The organism is Pectobacterium peruviense (assembly GCF_002847345.1).
Lineage (GTDB): Bacteria > Pseudomonadota > Gammaproteobacteria > Enterobacterales > Enterobacteriaceae > Pectobacterium > Pectobacterium peruviense.
Genome location: NZ_LXFV01000030.1, coordinates 57,751 through 80,587 on the forward strand (window position 1 = coordinate 57,751; position 22,837 = coordinate 80,587).

General features: G+C 51.9%; 23 protein-coding genes. 17 read left to right on the top strand and 6 right to left on the bottom strand.

The window, feature by feature from the left end; genetic code table 11:
* Positions 1 to 91 precede the first annotated feature (91 nt).
* Positions 92 to 2,536, bottom strand: coding sequence for an ATP-dependent helicase HrpB (gene hrpB, locus A0G03_RS18190; protein ID WP_048261621.1), 2,445 nt, complete (start codon positions 2,534 to 2,536; stop codon positions 92 to 94).
* Between the two features lie 93 nt (positions 2,537 to 2,629).
* Between hrpB and thpR the strand changes: the two genes are divergently transcribed.
* The 9 genes from thpR to panD all read left to right on the top strand — a co-directional run bounded on the left by thpR (position 2,630) and on the right by panD (position 10,197).
* On the top strand, positions 2,630 to 3,160 hold the full coding sequence (thpR, locus tag A0G03_RS18195; RefSeq protein WP_048261623.1) for an RNA 2',3'-cyclic phosphodiesterase: 531 nt from the start codon (positions 2,630 to 2,632) through the stop codon (positions 3,158 to 3,160).
* 20 nt (positions 3,161 to 3,180) lie between these two features.
* Complete coding sequence (gene sfsA / locus A0G03_RS18200) at positions 3,181 to 3,885, top strand: DNA/RNA nuclease SfsA (RefSeq protein ID WP_048261625.1); 705 nt, start codon at positions 3,181 to 3,183, stop codon at positions 3,883 to 3,885.
* Between the two features lie 392 nt (positions 3,886 to 4,277).
* Positions 4,278 to 4,733, top strand: a complete 456-nt coding sequence (gene dksA / locus A0G03_RS18210; protein ID WP_048261628.1) for an RNA polymerase-binding protein DksA — start codon at positions 4,278 to 4,280, stop codon at positions 4,731 to 4,733.
* Positions 4,734 to 4,860: 127 nt separating this feature from the next.
* Positions 4,861 to 5,829 (top strand): tRNA glutamyl-Q(34) synthetase GluQRS, encoded by a 969-nt coding sequence (gluQRS, locus tag A0G03_RS18215; protein ID WP_048261630.1) that lies wholly within the window; start codon positions 4,861 to 4,863, stop codon positions 5,827 to 5,829.
* Between the two features lie 139 nt (positions 5,830 to 5,968).
* Positions 5,969 to 7,381, top strand: a complete 1,413-nt coding sequence (pcnB, locus tag A0G03_RS18220) for a polynucleotide adenylyltransferase PcnB (RefSeq protein ID WP_206742589.1) — start codon at positions 5,969 to 5,971, stop codon at positions 7,379 to 7,381.
* Positions 7,381 to 7,878 (top strand): 2-amino-4-hydroxy-6-hydroxymethyldihydropteridine diphosphokinase, encoded by a 498-nt coding sequence (gene folK / locus A0G03_RS18225; protein ID WP_048261634.1) that lies wholly within the window; start codon positions 7,381 to 7,383, stop codon positions 7,876 to 7,878. Before pcnB ends, folK begins: the two co-directional genes overlap by 1 nt.
* 117 nt (positions 7,879 to 7,995) lie before the next feature.
* Positions 7,996 to 8,790 carry a 3-methyl-2-oxobutanoate hydroxymethyltransferase gene (panB, locus tag A0G03_RS18230; protein ID WP_048261636.1) on the top strand — a complete coding sequence of 265 codons (795 nt, stop codon included), beginning with the start codon at positions 7,996 to 7,998 and terminating at the stop codon, positions 8,788 to 8,790.
* 154 nt (positions 8,791 to 8,944) lie between these two features.
* Positions 8,945 to 9,799, top strand: coding sequence for a pantoate--beta-alanine ligase (panC, locus tag A0G03_RS18235; protein ID WP_048261640.1), 855 nt, complete (start codon positions 8,945 to 8,947; stop codon positions 9,797 to 9,799).
* A 17-nt stretch (positions 9,800 to 9,816) separates the two neighbouring features.
* A complete protein-coding gene (gene panD, locus A0G03_RS18240) occupies positions 9,817 to 10,197 on the top strand; it encodes an aspartate 1-decarboxylase (RefSeq protein WP_048261641.1) in 381 nt (126 codons plus the stop codon).
* A gap of 69 nt (positions 10,198 to 10,266) precedes the next feature.
* Here the strand turns inward: panD and A0G03_RS18245 are convergent, their stop codons facing one another.
* Complete coding sequence (locus A0G03_RS18245; protein WP_039307158.1) at positions 10,267 to 11,037, bottom strand: ABC transporter permease; 771 nt, start codon at positions 11,035 to 11,037, stop codon at positions 10,267 to 10,269.
* Positions 11,034 to 11,972 carry an ABC transporter ATP-binding protein gene (locus A0G03_RS18250; RefSeq protein ID WP_048261644.1) on the bottom strand — a complete coding sequence of 313 codons (939 nt, stop codon included), beginning with the start codon at positions 11,970 to 11,972 and terminating at the stop codon, positions 11,034 to 11,036. Before A0G03_RS18250 ends, A0G03_RS18245 begins: the two co-directional genes overlap by 4 nt.
* Positions 11,973 to 12,305: 333 nt before the next feature.
* Between A0G03_RS18250 and can the strand changes: the two genes are divergently transcribed.
* Positions 12,306 to 12,947, top strand: coding sequence for a carbonate dehydratase (gene can, locus A0G03_RS18260; protein WP_005969011.1), 642 nt, complete (start codon positions 12,306 to 12,308; stop codon positions 12,945 to 12,947).
* Positions 12,948 to 13,006: 59 nt separating this feature from the next.
* Here the strand turns inward: can and hpt are convergent, their stop codons facing one another.
* Entirely contained in the window at positions 13,007 to 13,540 is a 534-nt protein-coding gene (hpt, locus tag A0G03_RS18265) for a hypoxanthine phosphoribosyltransferase (RefSeq protein WP_011094841.1), read from the bottom strand.
* Between the two features lie 152 nt (positions 13,541 to 13,692).
* Here hpt and A0G03_RS18270 point away from each other — a divergent pair, with 152 nt between their 5' ends.
* Positions 13,693 to 14,127 carry a GNAT family N-acetyltransferase gene (locus A0G03_RS18270; RefSeq protein WP_048261646.1) on the top strand — a complete coding sequence of 145 codons (435 nt, stop codon included), beginning with the start codon at positions 13,693 to 13,695 and terminating at the stop codon, positions 14,125 to 14,127.
* On the opposite strand, the gene A0G03_RS18275 is transcribed toward A0G03_RS18270, so the two are convergent.
* Both A0G03_RS18275 and A0G03_RS18280 read right to left on the bottom strand, forming a co-directional pair.
* Positions 14,128 to 15,213, bottom strand: a complete 1,086-nt coding sequence (locus A0G03_RS18275; protein WP_048261647.1) for an ABC transporter ATP-binding protein — start codon at positions 15,211 to 15,213, stop codon at positions 14,128 to 14,130. It lies immediately after the preceding gene.
* A gap of 4 nt (positions 15,214 to 15,217) precedes the next feature.
* Positions 15,218 to 16,903, bottom strand: a complete 1,686-nt coding sequence (locus A0G03_RS18280; protein ID WP_053075317.1) for an ABC transporter permease — start codon at positions 16,901 to 16,903, stop codon at positions 15,218 to 15,220.
* A 369-nt stretch (positions 16,904 to 17,272) separates the two neighbouring features.
* On the opposite strand from A0G03_RS18280, the gene A0G03_RS18285 reads away from it, so the two are divergent.
* From A0G03_RS18285 to nrdE, 6 genes are all read left to right on the top strand, one after another.
* On the top strand, positions 17,273 to 17,620 hold the full coding sequence (locus A0G03_RS18285; RefSeq protein ID WP_011094845.1) for a YacC family pilotin-like protein: 348 nt from the start codon (positions 17,273 to 17,275) through the stop codon (positions 17,618 to 17,620).
* A 108-nt stretch (positions 17,621 to 17,728) separates the two neighbouring features.
* Complete coding sequence (gene speE / locus A0G03_RS18290; RefSeq protein WP_048261649.1) at positions 17,729 to 18,592, top strand: polyamine aminopropyltransferase; 864 nt, start codon at positions 17,729 to 17,731, stop codon at positions 18,590 to 18,592.
* Positions 18,593 to 18,637: 45 nt separating this feature from the next.
* A complete protein-coding gene (gene speD / locus A0G03_RS18295; protein WP_048261650.1) occupies positions 18,638 to 19,432 on the top strand; it encodes an adenosylmethionine decarboxylase in 795 nt (264 codons plus the stop codon).
* Positions 19,433 to 20,033: 601 nt separating this feature from the next.
* On the top strand, positions 20,034 to 20,273 hold the full coding sequence (gene nrdH, locus A0G03_RS18300; protein WP_011094848.1) for a glutaredoxin-like protein NrdH: 240 nt from the start codon (positions 20,034 to 20,036) through the stop codon (positions 20,271 to 20,273).
* Positions 20,274 to 20,283: 10 nt separating this feature from the next.
* On the top strand, positions 20,284 to 20,691 hold the full coding sequence (nrdI, locus tag A0G03_RS18305; RefSeq protein ID WP_048261651.1) for a class Ib ribonucleoside-diphosphate reductase assembly flavoprotein NrdI: 408 nt from the start codon (positions 20,284 to 20,286) through the stop codon (positions 20,689 to 20,691).
* The gene (gene nrdE, locus A0G03_RS18310; protein ID WP_167389303.1) at positions 20,688 to 22,835 is read left to right on the top strand and encodes a class 1b ribonucleoside-diphosphate reductase subunit alpha; all 2,148 of its coding nucleotides are present in this window, start codon (positions 20,688 to 20,690) and stop codon (positions 22,833 to 22,835) included. Before nrdI ends, nrdE begins: the two co-directional genes overlap by 4 nt.
* The last annotated feature ends 2 nt before the right edge of the window (positions 22,836 to 22,837 follow it).

The following is a 22,837-nucleotide window of genomic DNA, read 5'->3' on the forward strand; positions in this document are numbered from 1 at the left end:
CTCCATCAGGTTGTTCACGGCTATCTGCTCTGCGCTCAAGCCGCCTACTCTGTTTCCAGCCTCTTTTTTGGGAAAGCGGAAACGTCTGAAATTAGTGATTCTGATATTTCTTGGTACGTCGCGTTGGAGCCGTATTCGCTGGATCGTCAGGCCAGATATGCTTGGGGTAACGCCCCTTCATCTCTTTTTGCACCTCGCGGTACGTGCCTTGCCAAAACGCAGCTAAATCGCGCGTAATCTGTAGTGGACGCTGTGCTGGCGATAAAAGTTCCAACACTAGCGCCACACGACCTTCTGCCAGCAGCGGGCTCTGCTGCTCACCGAACATTTCCTGCATCCGTACCGACAGCACTGGTGGCTTATCGACATAATAAGCGATAGGCAAACGACTACCGCCGGGTGCCGTGTAGTGCGTGGGCAGTGCGCTATCCAGTCGCTGGCGCAGCGACCAATCCAACAGCCGCAGCAGCGCATCGCTCAAATTAATCTGGTGCAGCGCACGTAAATCGCGCACGCCAGACAGTGACGGCTGCAACCAGATTTCCAGCGTTGCCAGTAGCGTGTCGTCGTCCACTTGCGGCCAGTCAACCTCGGGTAACCACTGGCAAGCACACTGTAGTCGCGCGCGTAGCTGCAACGCCACAGCGTCCCAATTTAATGCTTTAAGCCCTTGTTCCCGAATCCAGAATAGCATCGCCTGCTGTAATGCCTCATCAGAAGGCTTATTCAATGGGCGCGTTCGCAGAATCAGGCAACCTATCTGGTCACGCTGGCTGGCGCGCAGAGTACCCTTTTCTTCGTCCCAGTGCACCACGTTACGTTCATTTATTAATCCAGATAACCGCCGTTCCAGCCGCTCAATATCCAGCGGCAACGCCAGTAGAATCCGCGCATCTGCGCTCTGGTTATTCTGCAACAGTGCTGGTGCCAGCAGCCACTCGTTACCTGACAACGCGTCATCCGCCGACATCATCGCGCCGCTACCGTTAGCCAGTTGGTAGCGTCCATCCTGACTGCGCCGCCGGGCGATACGGTCAGGGAAAGCCTGCGCCAGCAGCCAGTCAGCTTCACCGCCATCAATATGCCCCGAGGTCGTCGATAAACGGCGTGTTAGATGTTTTGCCCGCCGCAACCAATGAGGGAGCGGGCGATGCAGCCAGTCAGCCAGATTGATCGACCCGCTACGCGGCGGCTCTTCGAGTATCGCCGCCAAACACCCTGCGGTCGCCAACGCATCTGAACCTTGCAGTGACGCGGCATACAACATCGTTGCCAGTCGGGCATCGCTGCCGAGTGCCGCAATCTTCCGCCCCTCAGCGGTCAACCGACCTTGGTCATCGGTAATACCAAGCTGGCGTAGTAATTGGCGTGCGGCATAAAGCGCAGGCGCCGGTGGCATATCCAGCCATGTGAGCTGCGCCACATCGGTACAGCCCCACTGTAATAAATCCAGCCAGACGCTGCTTAAATCACTATTCAGAATCTCGGCTTCACTTTGCACCGCGGCGCGCTCTGCCTGTTCGCGAGAGCACAGATGCCAGCAAATACCGGGACTTAAGCGCCCTGCTCGTCCCGCGCGCTGTACCATCGAGGCTTGACTGATTCGCTGCGTCACCAGCCGAGTCACGCCGCTTTTCACATCGAAGCTCGCCACGCGCTCAAGGCCACTGTCCACCACCAGACGGATACCTTCAATTGTCAGACTGGTTTCAGCGATGTTAGTGGCTAATACCACCTTACGGCGGCCCGGCACCGCAGGCAGAATGGCCTTTTGCTGTTCCGCCAGCGTCAAGGCGCCATATAAAGGACAAAGATCGGTCTCGCTCGACACGCTATTTTCCAGCAGCGCCTGCACGCGGCGAATTTCCGCCACGCCGGGTAAAAACAGCAGCAGCGAGCCGTCTTCTTCACTGAGCAAACGCCGCACCTGTCGCGCAACGCCCTCTTCCAAACGCTCCTGGCTATTTAGCGGTGCGTAACACCGTTCTACCGGATAACTACGGCCTTCGGAAACCACACAGACGGCTTCCGGCAAGAGCGCTGACAGCCGCACATTGTCGAGCGTCGCGGACATAATCAGCAGCTTTAAATCGTCACGCAGCCCCTGTTGCACATCCAGCAGCAGCGCCAATGCCAAATCGGCCTGCACGCTGCGCTCATGGAATTCATCAAGGATGATTAGCGCGACACCTTGCAGTTCCGCATCCTGTTGCAGCAAACGGGTCAACATGCCTTCGGTGACGACTTCCAGTTTCGTTGCACTGCTCACGCAAGTTTCCGAGCGCATCCGATAACCTATCGTTTGCCCCGGTTCTTCACCCAACTGTTGCGCCAAACGCCAGGCAACACTCTTCGCTGCCAGACGGCGTGGCTCTAGCATGATGATGCGCCCGTTCACGTTGCCCTGTTGCAGTAATTGCAACGGCAACCAGGTTGATTTCCCCGCCCCCGTTGGGGCATTGAGCAGCACCTGAGGCGCGGTATGTAGCGCCGTTATCACATCATCCAGCACGGCGCTGACGGGCGGTAAAATCACAGACATCTCCGTATAAGGTTAACTTTCAGCGGCGAGCATTGTAGCATCTGGATGAATGTAGCACCGGATGGAATCAGAACAAGAGAGCGCACCATGTCAGCCACCCGCCGCCTGTTTTTTGCCTTATCACTGCCGGAAACCACACAGCAAGAAATTATCCGCTGGCGTGCCGAACACTTTCCTCTGGAAGCGGGCCGCCCAGTTGCCGCAGCCAATCTGCATCTGACGCTGGCGTTTTTAGGCGATGTGAGTGAGCAAAAGGCGCAGGTCTTACAGACCTTAGCAAGCCGTATCCGCCAGCCCGCGTTTACCCTGACGCTGAATGACGCTGGACATTGGCCGCGTCCCGGTGTTGTCTGGCTGGGCTGCCGCCTTGCACCGCGCGGATTGTTACAGCTCGCGGAACTGTTGCGCTCTCAGGCTGCGCGCAACGGCTGCTATCAAACAGCATTGCCTTTTCACCCACATATTACGTTATTGCGCGGTGCAACTCGCCCCGTGGCGATCCCCCCCGCTACGTTCAGTTGGCAGGCCGACATGACGCACTTTTCTCTTTATCAGTCTCTTTTCGACAACGGTAAAAACCGCTATCAAAAGCTGGAAAACTGGTCATTTATCAAATAAACGGTTAGAACAGGATACTTATGAACTATACCCCACGCCTACAACCTGCTCGCTTGATTAAACGTTACAAACGCTTTTTGGCCGATGTCGTGACGCCGGAGGGTGAGACACTCACGCTACACTGTGCCAATACCGGTGCAATGACGGGCTGTGCGACACCCGGTGATACCGTCTGGTATTCAACGTCCGATAACCCTAAACGTAAGTATCCACAAAGTTGGGAACTGACTGAAACGCAACAAAATCACTGGATTTGTGTCAATACTCTGCGTGCCAACACATTATTGTATGAAGCCTTATTGGAAAATCGCATAGAAGAGCTGGCGGGCTATCCGGACATAAAAACGGAGGTCAAATACGGTACGGAAAACAGCCGAATCGACCTGCTTTTACAGGCGCCGGACAGGATTGACTGCTATATTGAGGTGAAATCCGTCACATTATTGCAACATGAATGTGGTTACTTTCCCGATGCGGTTACACTCAGAGGGCAAAAGCATCTGCGTGAACTACAACAGATGGTTTCCAATGGAAAACGCGCCGTTCTTTTTTTCGCCGTTCTCCATTCAGGGATCCAGCAGGTTTCTCCCGCTCGGCATATTGATTCACGCTATGCGGAATTATTTATCGAAGCGCAGCAGACAGGGGTTGAAATTTTATGTTACGGCTCCACATTATGCCCTGACGGTATTAAATTGACGCATAAGCTACCGTTGTTGGGATGAAGCACAAGCATTGCATAACACGCCGAACGTACCACCAAAGGCGTAACACATTGTTTATTATTTAATGTATACCCTAAATAATTCGAGTTTCAGGAAGGCGGCAAGGGAAGGAGTCCCGATGAGCTTACATAGGTAAGTGATTCGGGTGAACGAACGAAGCCAACGCACATGCAACTTGAAGTATGACGGGTACAAGCAGGTTGTTCCTGACACTTTATCAGGCCGGTGTCAGGAAGCATTGCCAACCCCATCTTCATCTGCTATTTATAGCGGCCTGTTTTTTCCCCCTTTGGGGGCCGATATACCCAGATAGCTGGAGTTATGGTCAACAACGCCGCAACTTCACTGCATAAAAGGGTATTATGCGTGTCGTGTTATGTAGGAGAAGCAACATGCAAGAAGGGCAAAATCGTAAGACATCTTCTCTAAGCATTCTCGCAATTGCCGGAGTAGAGCCGTACCAAGAGAAGCCGGGCGAAGAGTATATGAACGACGCTCAGCTGACTCATTTCAAGCGTATTCTTGAAGCATGGCGCAACCAACTCATGGATGAAGTGGATCGGACTGTATCGCACATGCGCGATGAAGCCGCTAATTTTCCCGATCCCGTGGATCGCGCGGCGCAGGAAGAAGAGTTCAGTCTCGAACTGCGTAACCGTGACCGTGAGCGTAAGCTGATCAAGAAAATCGCCAAAACCCTGGTGAAAATCGAAGATGAGGATTTCGGATTCTGCGAATCCTGTGGCGTCGAGATTGGCATTCGCCGTCTGGAAGCTCGTCCGACTGCCGATCTGTGTATCGACTGCAAAACGCTGGCAGAGATACGCGAAAAGCAAATGGCTGGATAATTTTCCTGTCCAGAATCGGCTCCTGCCACTCGCAGGGGCCGTCTTCGCATAATTTACCGCTGATGAATGACATTCATCATTCTATCTTCTGTCTGGATAAACGCTGACGAGATAGCACCAACCTCTTATGTCTGTGACCGATTGTTTTACCCAAACGAATAGTTTTACCCAGATTAATCATTTTACCGAAACTCATCGTTATGTCGGGCGTTTTGCTCCCTCTCCCTCTGGTGACCTGCATTTTGGCTCACTGATCGCCGCATTAGGTAGTTATCTTCAAGCTCGCTCCCAACAAGGGCGCTGGCTAGTACGCATTGAAGATATCGATCCTCCACGGGAAATTCCCGGAGCCGCTTCCCGCATACTGGCACAGTTAGAGCACTACGGTCTGCACTGGGACGGTGATGTGATTTATCAGTCACAGCGCCATGCGCGTTATCGCGAAATTCTTCAGCAGCTTCAACAGCAGGGAATGAGCTATTACTGTACGTGTACGCGTAGCCGCATTCAGCAGTTGGGTGGGCACTATGATGGCTATTGCCGAACGCGCAACCTGCCCGCCGACAACGCCGCGCTACGCTTGCGCCAGACGGCGCCAGTATTTCATTTTCACGATAAATTGCGTGGCGATCTGCATGCCGACCAGGCTCTCGCGCAGGAAGATTTTATTATCCACCGTCGCGACGGGCTGTTTGCTTATAATCTCGCCGTGGTCATCGACGATAACGATCAAGGTATTACGGAGATCGTGCGCGGTGCCGATCTTATCGAACCGACGGTTCGGCAAATTTCGCTCTATCAACAGTTGGGTTATGCGATCCCCACCTATGTTCATCTACCGCTGGCTCTGAACACAGAGGGAAATAAGCTTTCCAAACAGAATCACGCCCCCGCACTGCCGGACAGCGATCCACGTCCCGTGTTGCTTGCGGCGTTGCAGTTTTTAAATCAACCACTGCCGGAAAATGGGCAAGAGATGGCACTTTCCGCCCTTCTAGCATGGTCTGTCGCGCACTGGTCGCTTGATATCGTCCCGCTACAGGCGGTAATAAACGCATCCACGATCACATCGGCATTCTCAAAGGGACATTGGTGAGCTATGATTAGCCGCTATTTTTCGTGACGCGCCATACTTGACCGTCATTTTTGCAGGCCGTCGTCGGGGTGACGTCAAAAACGTCTTCCGGAAGTTTTTTGCTGTGCCGTTGATTTTTCCATCACTATCGAGGTGTATTATCTTTTCCCGAGTTGCTAATTTTTGTCGTAAAGTACTGAATCGTGAGAATGAAATGGTCGTATCAGAGGAACCGCGTCAGCATCTGACGGTAATCCCGCGTGACCAACATACTATTTCACGCAGTGACATCAGCGATAATGCGCTGAAAGTACTTTATCGCCTGAACAAAGCGGGCTACGAAGCTTATCTGGTTGGCGGCGGCGTACGCGATCTGCTGCTGGGCAAAAAGCCGAAGGATTTTGATATCACCACTAACGCTACGCCCGATCAGGTGCGCAAGTTATTTCGCAACTGTCGTTTGGTAGGGCGCCGTTTCCGTCTCGCACATATTATGTTCGGGCCTGAGGTGATTGAAGTTGCCACGTTCCGTGGTCACCACGAGCAGCATCAGGAGCAGCAAGAAACCAAAAATTCTTCTCAGCAGGCTCAGAGTGGCATGCTGCTGCGCGACAACATTTTTGGCTCGGTTGAAGAAGACGCCCAACGCCGCGATTTTTCTATCAATAGCCTCTATTACAGCATTTCTGATTTCAGCGTACGCGATTATACCAATGGCCTGAACGATCTGCGTCAGGGCGTTATCCGTATGATTGGCGATCCTGAAACGCGCTACCGTGAAGATCCGGTGCGCATGCTGCGCGCCGTCCGTTTCGCCGCCAAGCTGAACATGACCGTCAGCCCAGAAACCGCCGAACCGATTCCTCGTCTGGCTGCCTTGCTGCACGATATTCCTGCAGCGCGAATGTTTGAAGAATCGCTGAAACTGCTTCAGTCAGGCTACGGTTATCCAACTTATAAAATGCTGTGTGAATACCAGCTGTTCCAGCCGCTTTTCCCGTTGCTGAGCCGCCATTTCACACCAAACGGTGATTCCACGCTGGAGCGCATGGTTGCTCAGGTGTTGAAAAACACCGATCAGCGTTTGCAAAACGATATGCGGGTAAATCCGGCATTTTTGTTCTCCGCCATGCTGTGGTATCCGCTGATTGAACATGCGCAAAAGCTGGCTCAGGAAAGTGGTCTGGCCTACTTAGATGTGTTCGCGCTGGCGATGAACGATGTGCTGGACGAACAATGCCGTTCTCTGGCGATCCCTAAACGTATTACCTCTTTAGTCCGCGATATCTGGCAGTTGCAAACACGCCTGTCTCGTCGTCAGGGTAAACGCGCTTATAAACTGATGGAACATCCTAAATTCCGCGCCGCGTATGACCTGCTTTGCCTACGCGCCGAAATTGAAAATCATCAGGAGCTGCTGCGTCTGGCTCAATGGTGGGGAGAATTCCAGGTTGCCGCGCCGCCACGTCAGCAAAATATGCTTAAATCGCTGGATGATGGCCCAACACCACATCGTCGCTCCCGCCCTCGTCGGCCGCGTAAACCTACTACGGCACGCAGGGATCCAGCCTGATGGCACGCGTGTATCTGGCGCTGGGCAGCAATCTTGCCCAGCCTTTGCAACAGGTACGCGCCGCACTGGCTGCGCTGGATGCGATTCGACAAACTCGCGTCGTTCGCTGCTCCTCGTTTTATCGTAGTCGCCCACTCGGCCCACAGGATCAGCCAGATTACCTTAATGCCGTCGTTGAGCTGGAAACTGAATTAGCCCCCGAGTCGTTGCTCGATCGCACACAGGCGATTGAGCTGGAACAAGGTCGCGAACGCAAGGCACACCGATGGGGTCCGCGTACGTTGGATCTGGACATTCTGCTGTTCGGTGATGCCATCATCCAGACAGAACGCCTGACGGTGCCGCATTACGACATGAAGAATCGTGAATTCATGCTTTATCCACTCGCGGAAATCGCCCCTGAACTAACGTTCCCCGACGGCGAAACACTCGCCCAACGGTTAACTGCTGTCGACCGCAATGGTCTGACATTGTGGGACAATAGCAATCCCGCCTAATCCATAATAAAGCCTGCATACATAGTAGATTGAAGCATGGCGGGTATATCGCTACACGTCGGCTTACATTAGAATGTTCCCCTCGATTCTTCGCCCTATTGACATAGGAAGACCGTCATGAAACCGACGACTATCTCCCACTTGCGCCAATGGAAACAAGAGCAGCGAAAATTCGCTACGATAACGGCTTACGACGCCAGCTTCTCTCGTTTGTTTTTTGAACAAGGCATTCGCGTGATGCTGGTGGGTGACTCTCTGGGAATGACCGTGCAAGGTCACGATTCCACATTGCCCGTGACCACACACGACATCGTTTACCATACACAGTGTGTTCGCCGTGGCGCACCGCTGGCTCTGGTTCTCTCCGATATGCCTTTTATGACCTACGCCACGCCAGAACAAACGTTCAGCCAGGCCGCAGAACTGATGCGTGCCGGTGCTAATATGGTGAAGCTGGAAGGCGGAAGCTGGCTTGCCCCTACGGTAAAAATGCTGACCGAACGTGCCGTGCCGGTTTGCGGTCATCTGGGTCTAACACCGCAGTCCGTTAACATCTTCGGTGGCTATAAAATTCAGGGCCGCAGCGAAAACGATGCCAACCAGTTGCTGGCCGATGCACTCGCGCTTGAAGAAGCCGGTGCGCAGTTGCTCGTGCTGGAATGCGTACCTGTCGCGCTGGCCAAACGCGTAACAGAAGCGCTGTCGATTCCAGTGATCGGTATAGGCGCAGGCAATGTTACCGACGGACAGATTCTGGTCATGCATGATGCTTTAGGCATTACCGGTGACAGCACGCCTAAGTTTGCCAAGAACTTTCTGGCGCAAAGCGGTGACATCCGCTCGGCGGTACGCCTGTACGCACAAGAAGTCGAACAGGGTATCTATCCGACCGAAGAACATTCATTTCATTAATCTAATGCTGGTTACTGAAACGTGAATTTAGGGGGAAACACGGTGATGAGGTTCCCGCAGGGATGCCTCACACCGTGGTAGCCCCCGAGATCTCGGGCCTAAACGATCGGCATTCATTCCACTAATCAGGCTATTGTTGTTAAGGAGTATCGGTGTGTTAATTATCGAAACCCCTCTGCTGCTGCGCCGCGAAGTCCGTCGCTGGCGTCAGGAAGGGAAACGTATTGCTTTGGTTCCCACCATGGGTAATTTGCACGACGGACACATGACGCTGGTCGATGAAGCCAGAGCGCATGCCGACATCGTTATTGTCAGCGTTTTTGTCAATCCCATGCAGTTTGAGCGACCCGATGATTTAGCCCGCTATCCACGGACGTTGCAGGAAGACTGCGAGAAATTGAACCGCCGTGGTGCCGATCTGGTTTTCGCACCGAGCCCAGATGTGATATACCCAAATGGACTGGGTTCGCAAACATTTGTCGATGTGCCCGGCTTGTCCTCCATGTTGGAAGGTGCCAGCCGTCCCGGTCATTTCCGAGGCGTAGCCACCATCGTTAGCAAGCTGTTCAATCTGGTACAGCCCGATTTGGCCTGCTTCGGCGAGAAGGATTACCAACAGTTAGCGCTGATTCGGCAGTGTGTCCGCGATATGGGCTATGACATTGATATCGTCGGCGTCCCTATCGTACGTGCAAAAGACGGTTTGGCATTAAGTTCACGTAATGGCTATCTCAGTGCTGAAGAACGCCAACTGGCACCACAACTTTATCAGTTGATGATGGAACTGTCGGCGCAGTTGGATAACGGCGATCGCCAGATAGATACATTGCTGGAACAAACGGCAGAGAAATTGCGCGAAGCAGGCTTTACGCCTGATGAACTGTTTATTCGTGATGCTGATACGCTGCAACCATTGAGCGCTGCCAGCACGCGTGCCGTGATTTTGATGGCTGCCTGGTTAGGCAAGGCCAGATTGATTGATAACCACCAGGTCGATTTGACTGTATGAACCGAGGTAACAAAGCGATGATACGTACCATGCTGCAAGGCAAGCTGCACCGGGTCAAAGTGACTCAGGCTGACTTGCATTATGAAGGCTCTTGCGCCATCGATCAGGATTTTATGGATGCCGCAGGCATTCTGGAATACGAAGCGATTGATATCTACAACGTTGATAACGGTCAGCGTTTCTCTACCTACGCGATTGCAGGCGAAAGAGGCTCACGTATTATCTCTGTGAACGGCGCCGCCGCTCGCTGCGCCTGCGTGGGCGACAAGCTGATTATCTGTTCCTACGTGCAGATGTCGGACGAACAAGCCAGAAGCCACAACCCTAAGGTTGCCTATTTCTCTGGCGATAATGAACTACAGCGTCAGGCCAAAGCGATTCCGGTTCAGGTCGCCTGATCGCAGTATACGGCGATCAAAAGGCGGTGTTACCACCGCCTTCTCATCAAGCTATGTATAACTGACAAACTACGTCCGCAGCCCACGTCCGCGTTCAATCAGCCACCAGACCAGCAGATAAAACACCACGATAAAGGCTATCAGCACCGACATCGTAAACAGCAGCGGCACATCCTGAATCCCGAGGAAGCCATAGCGGAAACCGCTAATCATGTACACCACCGGGTTCAGCTTGGAAATGGCCTGCCAGACAGGCGGCAACAGCGTTAACGAGTAGAACACGCCGCCCAGATAGGTCAGCGGCGTCAACACAAACGTCGGAATCAGGCTGATATCATCAAAGGTTTTCGCAAACACCGCATTCAGTAATCCCGCCAGCGAGAACAGCGTCGCCGTCAGTAACAGCGTCAGAACGATGATCCACCAGGCATGCACATGCAGCGGAACGAAGAACAACGACACGGCGGTAACCAGTACGCCAACGCAGACACCACGCGCGATTCCCCCACCAATATAACCCGCAATGATCACATGTGTTGGCACTGGCGCGACCAGTAACTCTTCAATATTGCGCTGAAACTTGGCGCTGAAAAAGGAAGAGGCCACATTGGCATACGCGTTGGTAATCACCGCCATCATGATCAGACCCGGCACGATAAACTGCATGTAAGTGAAACCATGCATTTCACCAATACGTGAGCCGATAAGGTTGCCGAAAATAATAAAGTACAGTGTCATGGTGATCACTGGTGGCACCAGCGTCTGAATCCAGATCCGCCCAAATCGGGTCACTTCTTTAACCCAAATACTCTGTAGCGCCACCCAATACAAATGCATCATGCCTTTTCTCCCTTACCGTTCGCCCCGTCCCCATTAACCAACGTGACAAACAGCTCTTCCAACCGGTTAGCTTTATTACGCATACTTAATATTGTGATCCCCTGCGCGCTTAGCTGGCTGAATAACGCGTTCAGGCCTTGCTCGCGCATCACATCCACTTCCAGCGTTGACGTATCCGTCAGGCGGAACGCATAACCTTCAATCTGTGGTAGCGGGCTTTTCGCCGCCAGATCGAAAATAAACGTTTCGGACTTAAGCTGAGCAAGCAACTGCTTCATCGAGGTATTCTCCACCAGCTCTCCCCGCTGGATGATCCCGATGTTGCGGCACAGCATTTCCGCTTCTTCCAGATAGTGCGTCGTCAGGATAATCGTGGTGCCCTGCGCATTCAGCTCCTTCAAAAAGCCCCACATGGAACGACGTAATTCGATATCCACACCAGCGGTCGGCTCATCAAGAATCAGCAGCTTAGGCTCATGCATTAACGCACGTGCGATCATCAAGCGACGCTTCATCCCGCCGGACAACATCATCGCTTTTTCGTTACGTTTCTCCCACAGATCCAGCTGTTTCAGGTATTTTTCGGCACGCGGCAACGCATCCTGACGTTTAACGCCATAGTAACCCGCCTGATTAACCACGATCTGTAATACGGTTTCGAAAGGATTGAAGTTAAATTCCTGCGGAACCAACCCCAGTTGGCGCTTCGCATTGACTTTATCCAGTTCAAGGTCGTAGCCAAAGACGCGAACTTTACCGGCAGTTTTGTTCACCAACGAGCTGATAATCCCAATCGTGGTCGATTTTCCTGCGCCGTTCGGCCCCAGTAGCGCATAGAAATCCCCCGCTTCCACGTTCAGGTCGATTCCCCGTAACGCCTTGACGCCTCCCGAATAAGTTTTGGTTAGTTGCGCCAGTTCCAGTGCATATGTCATAAGAAATGGATTGCCTTATTATCAGTGAGTTCTACAGATTCGAAGTGTGACAAATAAATACTCTAAATAATTCAAGTTTCAGGCAGGCGGCAAGAGAAGGACAAATTCGTCGGGAACGAATTTGACCAGCCAACGGCTGGCATCCGGTGAGAGACAGGATGTCTCCCATTTCATCCCGATGAGCTTACTCAAGTAAGTGATTCGGGTGAGTGAACGCAGCCAACGCACATGAAATTTGAAGTATGACGAGTATAAACTATCGTTTTTCAAACGACGCATGTTGCCTTATATTACTCCCCACTGCCCCTTGTTTGTTACAGGTCATTTACTTTCATGAAAGAAATTGAAACGCTCATCGCGAACAACCAGCTTTGGTCTAAAACGATGGTGGAAGAGGATCCTGGCTATTTTGAACGTCTGGCGCAGGCACAACGTCCTCGTTTTCTATGGATTGGATGCTCGGACAGTCGCGTACCTGCGGAAAGTCTGACAAGCCTTGAACCTGGTGAGCTGTTTGTTCACCGTAACGTCGCAAATCTGGTCATTCACACCGATCTCAATTGCCTGTCAGTTGTACAGTATGCTGTCGAAGTTCTCGAAGTCGAACACATCATCATCTGCGGCCACTACGGCTGTGGCGGTGTTCAGGCGGCGGTGGAAAACCCTGAATTGGGTTTGATTAACAACTGGCTGCTGCATATCCGTGATTTGTGGTACAAGCATAGTTCGCTGCTGGGGGAATTGCCTCCCGAACAGCGCCTGAATACGCTTTGTGAAATCAACGTTGTCGAGCAGGTTTATAACCTCGGCCACTCCACCATCATGCAGTCCGCATGGAAGCGTGGGCAAAAAGTCACAATCCACGGTTGGGTTTACGGTATTCAGGATGGCCGTCTGCGCGATCTGGAAGTGACTGCGACCAATCGGGAGACGCTAGAACAGCGTTATCGCCGCGCGATTTCCACGCTGTCTTGATTCGCTGTCTGACGCCCACTCGCTGGGCGTCACTCACGGCATCGGCCTTATCTTGGCTGTTATTCTTGCGGAACAACCTTGCCGACGTAAGGTAAATGGCGATAGTGCTGAGCATAGTCGATACCGTAACCCACGACGAACTCATCAGGGATCGAGAACCCAACCCACTCCACTTTCACCGCCACTTCACGGCGCTCCGGTTTGTCCAGCAACGTACAGATAGCCAACGATTTCGGCTCACGCAGTTGCAGAATTTCCCGCACTCTGCTCAGCGTATTGCCCGAGTCGATGATATCTTCGACGATCAATACGTCCTTACCGCGAATATCTTCATCCAAATCTTTCAGGATTTTAACATCGCGCGTACTGTTCATACCGCTGCCATAGCTGGATGCAGTCATGAAATCCACTTCGTGAGGGACATCGATCGCCCGGCATAAATCAGCCATAAAGATAAACGATCCGCGTAATAGCCCCACCAGCACCATATCGCTGCCGCTATCGCGGTAGTGTTCGCTGATCTGTTGCCCCAGTTCGGTAACCCGCGCCATCACTTCCTGCTCAGAAATCATGACTTCCACGGTATGTTTCATCATACTGATAACTCTTTGAAGTAAGGTATTCAGCACCATCGACAAAATGACAGATTCATTATCGATGATGCGCCAATGCTGACGTTTAAATCAGTCTGGGCAGTGCCCAGGCGCGCGAAGTATATCAGAAACCACACCATGAAGGAGACATCATGAGCACACCACCTGTGGATGTTTGCTACAAAGTGAACGCCCCGCTTTCCAGCCAGCAGTTCGTTGAGTTGTTGGCGAAAACCTCATTGGGACCGCGCCGCCCGCTGGATGATGAGACGGCGATTGCAGGTATGCTTAAGCACGCCAACCTGCTGGTTTCCGCATGGCAAGGGGAAACACTGGTTGGCATTGCACGCAGCGTGACGGACTTTCATTTTTGCTGTTATCTGTCCGATCTGGCGGTATCAGACGACTGTCAGCATGCGGGGATAGGAAAGAAGCTGATTCAGCAAACCGCGCAGCAGTTGGAAAAAGGCTGCAAAATTATTTTGCTGGCCGGGCCGCTGGCGGTGGATTACTACCCGAAATTGGGGTTTGAAAAGCACAACAGCGCCTGGCTCATGCCTGCATCAGATCTGCACTCAGAGGCGTAATCATTTCGTTTCGGGGCTTTCAGCCGTATTGCTGACGGTCGGTAAAGCAGGATACAAGACCGGAGGATCCGTCTTAATGCTTAAACGCACCTGCTGTCCTGGTTCAAACCAGTTGCCGGTCTGCACCAGCAGCATCAGCTCTCCCAGCTTCACCCGATACAAATTTGACGTGCCCATAAATAATCGATCTTCGATCGACGCCGGGCCATCGGGATCGAGCGCGAGCGCTACATCTGCCGGACGCACCATCCAATCGCACTGCGAATCGATCGACTGATTGAGCGGATGTGTCGCGTGGTGATCGCCCAATGGGCTCTGCCATTGATGGTCGCTCATAATTTTCACAGGCAAATAGTTCGTATTCCCCATAAAATCAGCCACAAAGCGGCTGTTCGGGCGATGATACAGCTCGGATGGATAGCCCTGCTGCATGATCTTCCCTTCATCCAACAGAATCAGATGGTCGGCGCAGGCAAAGGCTTCCTCTCGGCTATGAGTGGCGAAAACCGCCGCGACATGACGCTGTTTGAGAACCTGCCGTAACTCGGTGATCAGGCGATAGCGAGTCTGGCTGTCCAGACCTGGAAATGGCTCGTCCAGCAGCAATAGCTTTGGCTCACAGGCCAGCGCACGGGCAATCGCCAAACGCTGCTGCTGTTCATTAGATAACTCGTGTGGATAACGCGCAGCGACATCATCCAACTGCAAGAGCGCCAGCATCTCCGCACAGATGGGCTTCACCTCGCTTTCCGGGCGGCCATATAAACCAAACGCAATATTGCCTTCCACGGTGAGATGCGGAAAAAGCGCATAGTCCTGAAAAATCAGTCCAATCTGACGCAGTTCAGGCAAGACATATTCCTGCGGTGAGCTGACGGGCTCTCCCTCCAGCAAAATCTTGCCCTGAGTAATCGGCAGCAGGCCCGCAATCACCTGTAATAGCGCCGTTTTACCGCAGCCGTTCCTGCCCAGCAGACAGATAGTCTCATCATCGCGCACGGCAAATGAGATGTTCTCCAGCACGGGAGACTGCTGCAACGTACAACTTACCGCCTGAACGCTCAGAATATCTATCGACGCGGCCATGTGACTATCCTTTTATATTCAGTGCGCGATTTAGCCAGAAAACCGGTATCAGCCCTACCGCGACTAACATCAGCGCTGGAAAAGCCAATGACGCAATCTGCTCACTCGCCGTAAAGCGAAAAACATACGTTGCCAACGTATCAATCCCAAAAGGACGCAGCAGCAGCGAGATATTCAGCTCTTTCATACTTTCCGTGAAGATCAGCAACGCCCCGATGAACATGCTGCGACGCAACAGCGGAATATGTACGCGTGACCAACGGTTAAGGGGGGAAGCCCCCAGCACGAGACTCGCGCTATCCAGCGACCTTGGAATGGCTTCCATACTGCGCTCAAGACTGTCCAGCATCAGGCGGCCAAATTTAACGCTATAGGCAACAATGAGAATAAATAGCGACCCTGCCAGCAAAGCGTCCGCGCTGGGAAGCCCGGCAGCACTGGCAAACAGATTTATTCCGCTATCCACCAGCGACAGCAAGGTAAACAGCCCGACGGCTAGTACCGCGCCAGGTAAGGCAAAACTCAGGCTAACCAGCCGAACCGGCGTCTGATTGGCGAACACGCCAGCCGTGCGTGTGTAGAAGATAAACGACAGTGTCATTACCGTAATGATGATGGTCGCCGTGGCGGACGCCAACAGGCTATTCATCACCGCGTGGAGGAATGCCATATCCCATATCGACATCATGTGTCGGATAGCGAGAAAGAGTAAATATAGAACTGGCAACAGGAACGACAAACAAACAACGCCCCAGCAATAACAGCGAACCGCCCTGCTGCGCCAACCACTCAATACAGGCGGCACCACCAGAGAGGAATTCGCTTGAGCTTGATAAATTTTCTGCTTCCGACGCCAGAGATTAACCAGAAACATCAACAGAAAGATCGCAGGCAGAATCAATACCCCAAGACGCGCGGCTGCCCCCAAATCGCCCTGTCCCTGCCAGATATCCAGCACCTGTGTTGTCATAGTTGGAATACCCAGATAAGACGCCGCACCATAATCACCCAGCGTCTCGACCACCACTAACGCACCGCCACAGGCAATCGCTGGCAATGCAATAGGCAAACATAAGCGACGGAATACCTGAACGCGCGTCTGATTCAGTAAGCGAGCTGAATGAATCAGACTGGCAGGTTGTTTTACTAACGCTTCACGCACCAACAGGTAAATGTAGGGATACAACACCAGCGCCAGAACCAAACTCACACAGCCAAGTGAAACGGGTAGCCCAGCAACGTAGGATTCTCCCCACGGCGATGCTATCCGCAGCCCTTCTTCCCTTAACAACAGGAACAGGTGCCGTAACGCGTCGGTATAAAGGTAAGCGAGCAGGAAAGCGGGCATCGCAAGCGGCAGGCAAAGCGCCCATTGCAATACGCGATGGCCGGGAAAGCGGTACATGGCGATAAACCAGGCCGAAGGCAAGCCAAACAGTAGGCTGAAGAAAAGCGTCCCCATTACGATGGCCGCAGAATGTATCAGGTAGGTGGGTAAACCAATTTGCCACAGTTGGGTAAATCCCAGTCCGCTGGCAAAAAAAGCCTGATAAAAAACCGTCGCTAAAGGAAGCAGCAACAGTCCCGCCAACAACCAACTACTGACGCGCCAGACACCGGAGATCATAGAATAAAAACTGTATTGGATGAGATCGCTGTTATTAATAACAGAGCCTGACAGCCGCGTCATCGTATCAAACAGCGATAAATAGGCTCTAATCCTACGATTAACCCAAGATGATTTTCATTACTTAGCATCGATAAAATAAATGTTAATTATTTCAAATAATTACACTCATTCGCTTTCCATCTTCTCAGTACTTATTTTTTATCACGATCCCCTAAATAATTCGAGTTGTAGGGAAAAACGTGAGTATTTTTCACCACGTAAAGCCTAAGCCCGACAGGACGAGGTCCACGAATGAATAAAGTAACAAAACCAACGCCCATGCAGCTTGAAGAATAGCGGGGGATATCAGATGTTTCCCGTAAGAAAACTTGGAATCCCATGGGATATCTGTGATAACGTCATCTGACGATATTTGGAACAGGTTCAACCATGAAAAACTCTGCGCTGGCTCTGCTCCTGCTAAGCCTGATGAGCTTCTCTTCCGCCAGCAAAGCGCTGAATGAATTTGAAGCGGAAGATCTGGCCGATCTGACCGCGATCTTTGTCTATCTGAAAAACCACTGTGGCTATCAAGACCTGCCGAATGAGCAAATTCGTCGGACGCTGGTTGCATTTGCTCAGCAGAATCGCTGGGATCTCAGCAACTACAACGCTTACGACATGACGGCAATGGGTGAAGATAGCTATCGCGACCTCAGTAAAATCGCTATCCCGACACCGAAGAAATGTCAGTCTCTGGCTCGCAATTCACTTGGCTTGCTCTCCTACGCACAATAATTCCTTTGCTCCTCCGCACTGACTGAAAGTTGACCGTGCAAGCGGCAAAAGAGTCGGCTATGATGGCGCGCCAATTTTCATGGCTGTTATCGCGGAGGAAGCCCTAACATGTCCCAGAAAGAAATTTGGTATGAAACCCTACATACCAACTTTGGCCAGTATTTTTCGGTTGATCGCGTGCTGTATCACGAGAAGACCGATCATCAAGATCTCATCATCTTTGAAAACGACGCATTAGGCCGCGTGATGGCGCTTGATGGCGTGGTGCAAACTACCGAGCGCGATGAATTCATCTATCACGAAATGCTCACCCACGTTCCTCTTCTGTCGCATGGCAACGCCAAACGCGTACTGATTATCGGTGGCGGCGATGGCGGCATGCTGCGGGAAGTCAGCCGACACCGCGGTGTCGAGCAAATCACGATGGTGGAAATCGATGCTGGCGTGGTGGAATTCTGTCGCCAGTATTTGCCCAACCACAGTGCGGGTAGCTATGACGACCCGCGTTTTAAGCTGGTGATCGATGACGGTGTCAACTTCGTCAAACAGTGCAGCGAAAAGTTCGACGTCATAATTTCCGATTGCACCGACCCTATCGGCCCCGGCGAAAGCCTGTTCACCTCAGATTTCTATCAGGGTTGCGCCCACTGCCTGAACGAAGGCGGGATCTTTGTCGCTCAGAATGGCGTGTGTTTCCTGCAACAGGATGAAGCCATCGGCAGCCATAAAAAACTCAGCCACTATTTCAATGATATCAGTTTTTATCAGGCGGCGATCCCGACTTACTACGGCGGCATTATGACGTTCGCCTGGGCCAGCAATAATCCAGCGCTGCGCCAGATAGATGCCGCAACCCTGCGCCAGCGTTTCTCGCAATCCGGCATCACCTGTCGCTATTACACGCCTGATGTTCACATCGGCAGCTTTGCCCTGCCACAGTATCTGTTGAGTGCGCTACAGAATGCGCAATAACGCATCACTTAAGGTAATCACACAATCACAAGGGGGTGACGTAAATTGCACAAGCTGAAGCTACACGGCTTTAACAACCTGACGAAAAGCCTGAGTTTTTGTATCTACGATATCTGTTACACCAAAACGGCCGACGATCGTGATGGTTATATCGCCTATATCGATGAGCAATATAATGCTAACCGTTTAACAGAGATCCTCACTGAAACCTGCTCAATTATCGGTGCCAACGTCCTTAACATCGCGCGTCAAGACTATGACCCACAAGGCGCTAGCGTAACCATTCTGGTCAGCGAAGAACCTATCGATCCGCGTGACGTGGACACCTCAGAACACCCAGGGCCGCTGCCCAACTCCGTCGTTGCGCATCTGGATAAAAGCCATATCTGCGTTCATACCTACCCGGAAAGCCACCCCGAAGGTGGGCTTTGCACCTTCCGCGCAGATATCGAAGTTTCTACCTGTGGCGTAATCTCACCGCTGAAAGCGCTGAACTACCTCATCCACCAGCTTGAATCAGATATTGTGACCATTGACTATCGCGTGCGGGGATTCACTCGTGATGTTAATGGCATAAAGCATTTTATCGACCATCAAATCAACTCAGTCCAAAACTTCATGTCCGAGGATATTAAATCGCTCTATCACATGATGGACGTGAACGTGTATCAGGAAAATATCTTTCATACCAAGATGTTATTGAAAGATTTCGACCTCAAGCATTACCTGTTCAACGTCAGCCCTGAGGAACTCAGCGCTGCCGAGCGGAAAAGAATCACCGATCTGCTGTATCACGAAATGCAGGAAATCTATTACGGCAGAAACCTGCCCGTTCTGTAATCGACCGCCAAAGGCAGCCGTTGCTGCCTGATACTGCTGACAAAGCCTGCCGTGCGGTAATAACGGATAGATCGTAAAGACGCTGTAAATACATCCCTTTACGCTCGAGCCGCGACCTCCTTGTCGCGGACGCTTTACTCTTCTATTCCGTTACTACCGTTTTCGTTCGGTAAATAAGTTTGTCGACAGCCTTTGGTAAATAGATCTCCTGAGACATCCGCGGCTATCAGACATTGTCATCGGCCAGAATTACGGTTTTATTCTGATCGAGCAAAAGTCGTCCTTTCCATTTCCCCCTCCTTCCCTTTTCGTTTTTTCGCACACTATTTCGTCAAGAATGATGTGCATCACATTTATTTCTTTCTGCATTTTTTACTTGCATTCTCTAACGGCCTTGCCACATCTGGGTTCGCGTTAATTTAGATAAGGCCAACTAAAAATCATATATCTTGTGTGGTTGAAATTTTAAATGCCTACATCTAGTATTCCTTGTGTGGCACTCGCGTAACGGGTCGCTACCCAGTGGATCGGTTCGGGTGAACACGCCCTGAAGATAGCCGCTCCGACATACTTTTTTCACGCCAAAGGGTAAATACGAATCATGCGTATTACTATTTTCACTAAGCCAGATTGTGTTCAATGCAACGCCACATGTCGTGCGCTGGATAAGCAGGGAATTAACTATCAACTAGTGGACTTAACTGAAGATGAACAGGCGTTACAGCAGGTAAGAGCGTTGGGCTATCAGCAGGTGCCCGTCGTGATGACGGCCAATGACCATTGGAGCGGCTTCCGCCCAGATAAGATCAGTACTCTGAACGCCGCCCTGCAATTGCAGTAAGGGAGGCGCTATGAACCCGCTGGTCTATTTCTCCAGCCAGTCGGAAAACACGCATCGCTTCATTTCCAGGGTTGGTTTACCCGCCCTGAGAATTCCGATAGCGACAGAACGGCCTGCATTGAAAGTTGATCGCCCCTATATTCTGGTTGTCCCCAGCTACGGCGGAGGCAGCACGAAAGGGGCTGTGCCGCGTCAGGTCATCATCTTTCTCAACGATCCGCACAATCGCGCTTACCTGCGCGGCGTGATTGCCGCAGGCAATACCAATTTCGGTGCAGCGTACTGCATCGCCGGTGACATCATCGCGCAGAAATGTCAGGTGCCCTACCTGTACCGCTTTGAATTGCTAGGCACAGCAGAAGACGTTGCAAATGTGCGTAAGGGAGTAACTGAATTTTGGCAACAACAGACCACGTGAGTGCAAAGGCAACCAAGGCCGAAGCGGAAGCCTACTCGCTCGATTACCATGCGCTGAATGCCATGCTGAACCTCTACGACGCGGAGGGAAATATCCAGTTCGAGATGGATAAGCTCGCGGCACGCCGTTATTTCCTACAGCATGTGAACCAGAACACCGTGTTTTTCCACAATCTGGAAGAAAAACTGCGTTATCTGGTTGAAGAAGGCTACTACGAAGCGGACGTGTTGGATCAATACAGCTTCGATTTCATCAAGAGCCTTTTCCAGCAGGCTTACGCTCACAAGTTTCGCTTTCAAACCTTTCTGGGCGCATTCAAGTACTACACCGGCTATACGCTCAAAACCTTTGATGGCAAACGCTATCTGGAACGCTATGAAGATCGTGTCTGCCTCGTAGCACTCGCCCTCGCCAAAGGGGACACCGTACTAGCTAGCGCACTGGTCGACGAGATCATAAGCGGGCGCTTCCAGCCTGCCACACCCACGTTCCTCAACTGCGGTAAAAAGCAGCGCGGTGAATTGGTCTCCTGCTTCCTGCTCCGTATTGAAGACAATATGGAGTCGATTGGTCGAGCAATTAACTCCGCACTTCAGCTCTCAAAACGCGGCGGCGGCGTAGCCTTCATGCTCAGCAACATCCGCGAAACCGGCGCACCAATCAAGCGTATCGAAAATCAGTCGTCCGGCATTATTCCTATTATGAAAATGCTGGAAGACGCGTTCTCCTACGCTAACCAGCTTGGCGCGCGTCAGGGCGCTGGCGCAGTGTATCTCAACGCCCATCACCCAGATATTCTGCGTTTTCTGGATACCAAGCGGGAAAATGCCGATGAGAAAATCCGTATCAAGACGCTGTCCTTGGGTGTAGTCATCCCCGATATCACGTTCCAACTCGCCAAGAATAATCAGGTGATGTACCTGTTCTCACCTTATGATGTCGAGCAGGTATACGGGGTGCCGCTGTCGGAAATTAGCGTGACCGAAAAATACCACGAGATGGTCAACGACAAACGCATCCGTAAATCCCAAATCAAGGCCCGTGAGTTCTTCCAAATTCTCGCCGAAATCCAGTTCGAATCCGGTTATCCCTACATGATGTTTGAGGATACGGTGAATCGCGCGAATCCGATTCACGGCCGCATCAATATGAGCAACCTGTGTTCTGAGATTTTGCAGGTCAATGATGCCAGTCTGTACGACGACGATCTCGGCTATCGCCATATTGGCAAAGACATCTCCTGCAACCTCGGTTCGATGAATATCGCCAATGCGATGGCATCGCCTGATTTCGGCCAGACGGTTGAAATGGCGATCCGCGCACTGACCGCCGTTTCCGATATGAGCCACATCAGTTCTGTGCCGTCTATCGAAAAAGGCAACGACGAATCGCACGCCATTGGCTTAGGCCAGATGAATCTGCACGGCTACCTGGCGAAAGAGCGTATTTTTTACGGCACAGAAGAAGCCATCGATTTCACCAATATCTATTTCTACACTGTCGCTTTCCACGCGATTCGGGCATCGAATACGCTAGCGATAGAGCGTAATCAGCGCTTCTCAGGCTTTGAGCTCTCCAAATACGCCACAGGCGAGTATTTTGATAAATACATCGAACAGCAGTGGGAACCAACGACAGACCGCGCACGTGAGCTGTTTGAACAGGCTGGCATCCACATTCCCAACCAGCAGGACTGGGCAGCGCTGCGCGAATCCGTGATTGCACACGGTATTTATAATCAGAACTTGCAGGCTGTTCCGCCGACTGGTTCGATTTCGTATATCAACCACTCGACATCCAGCATCCACCCGATTGTGTCACGCATCGAAATTCGTAAAGAGGGCAAGATTGGTCGCGTCTACTACCCTGCCCCTTACATGAACAACGACAACCTGGAGTATTACCAGGACGCCTATGAGATCGGGCCGCAGAAGATCATCGACACCTACGCCGCCGCAACGCAGCACGTCGATCAGGGGCTGTCGCTGACGCTATTTTTCCGCGATACCGCCACCACGCGTGACATCAATAAAGCGCAGATCTATGCCTGGACTAAGGGCATTAAAACTATTTATTACATTCGCATACGGCAAATGGCGCTGGAAGGCACCGAAGTTCAGGGCTGTGTGTCCTGTGCGCTATAAGC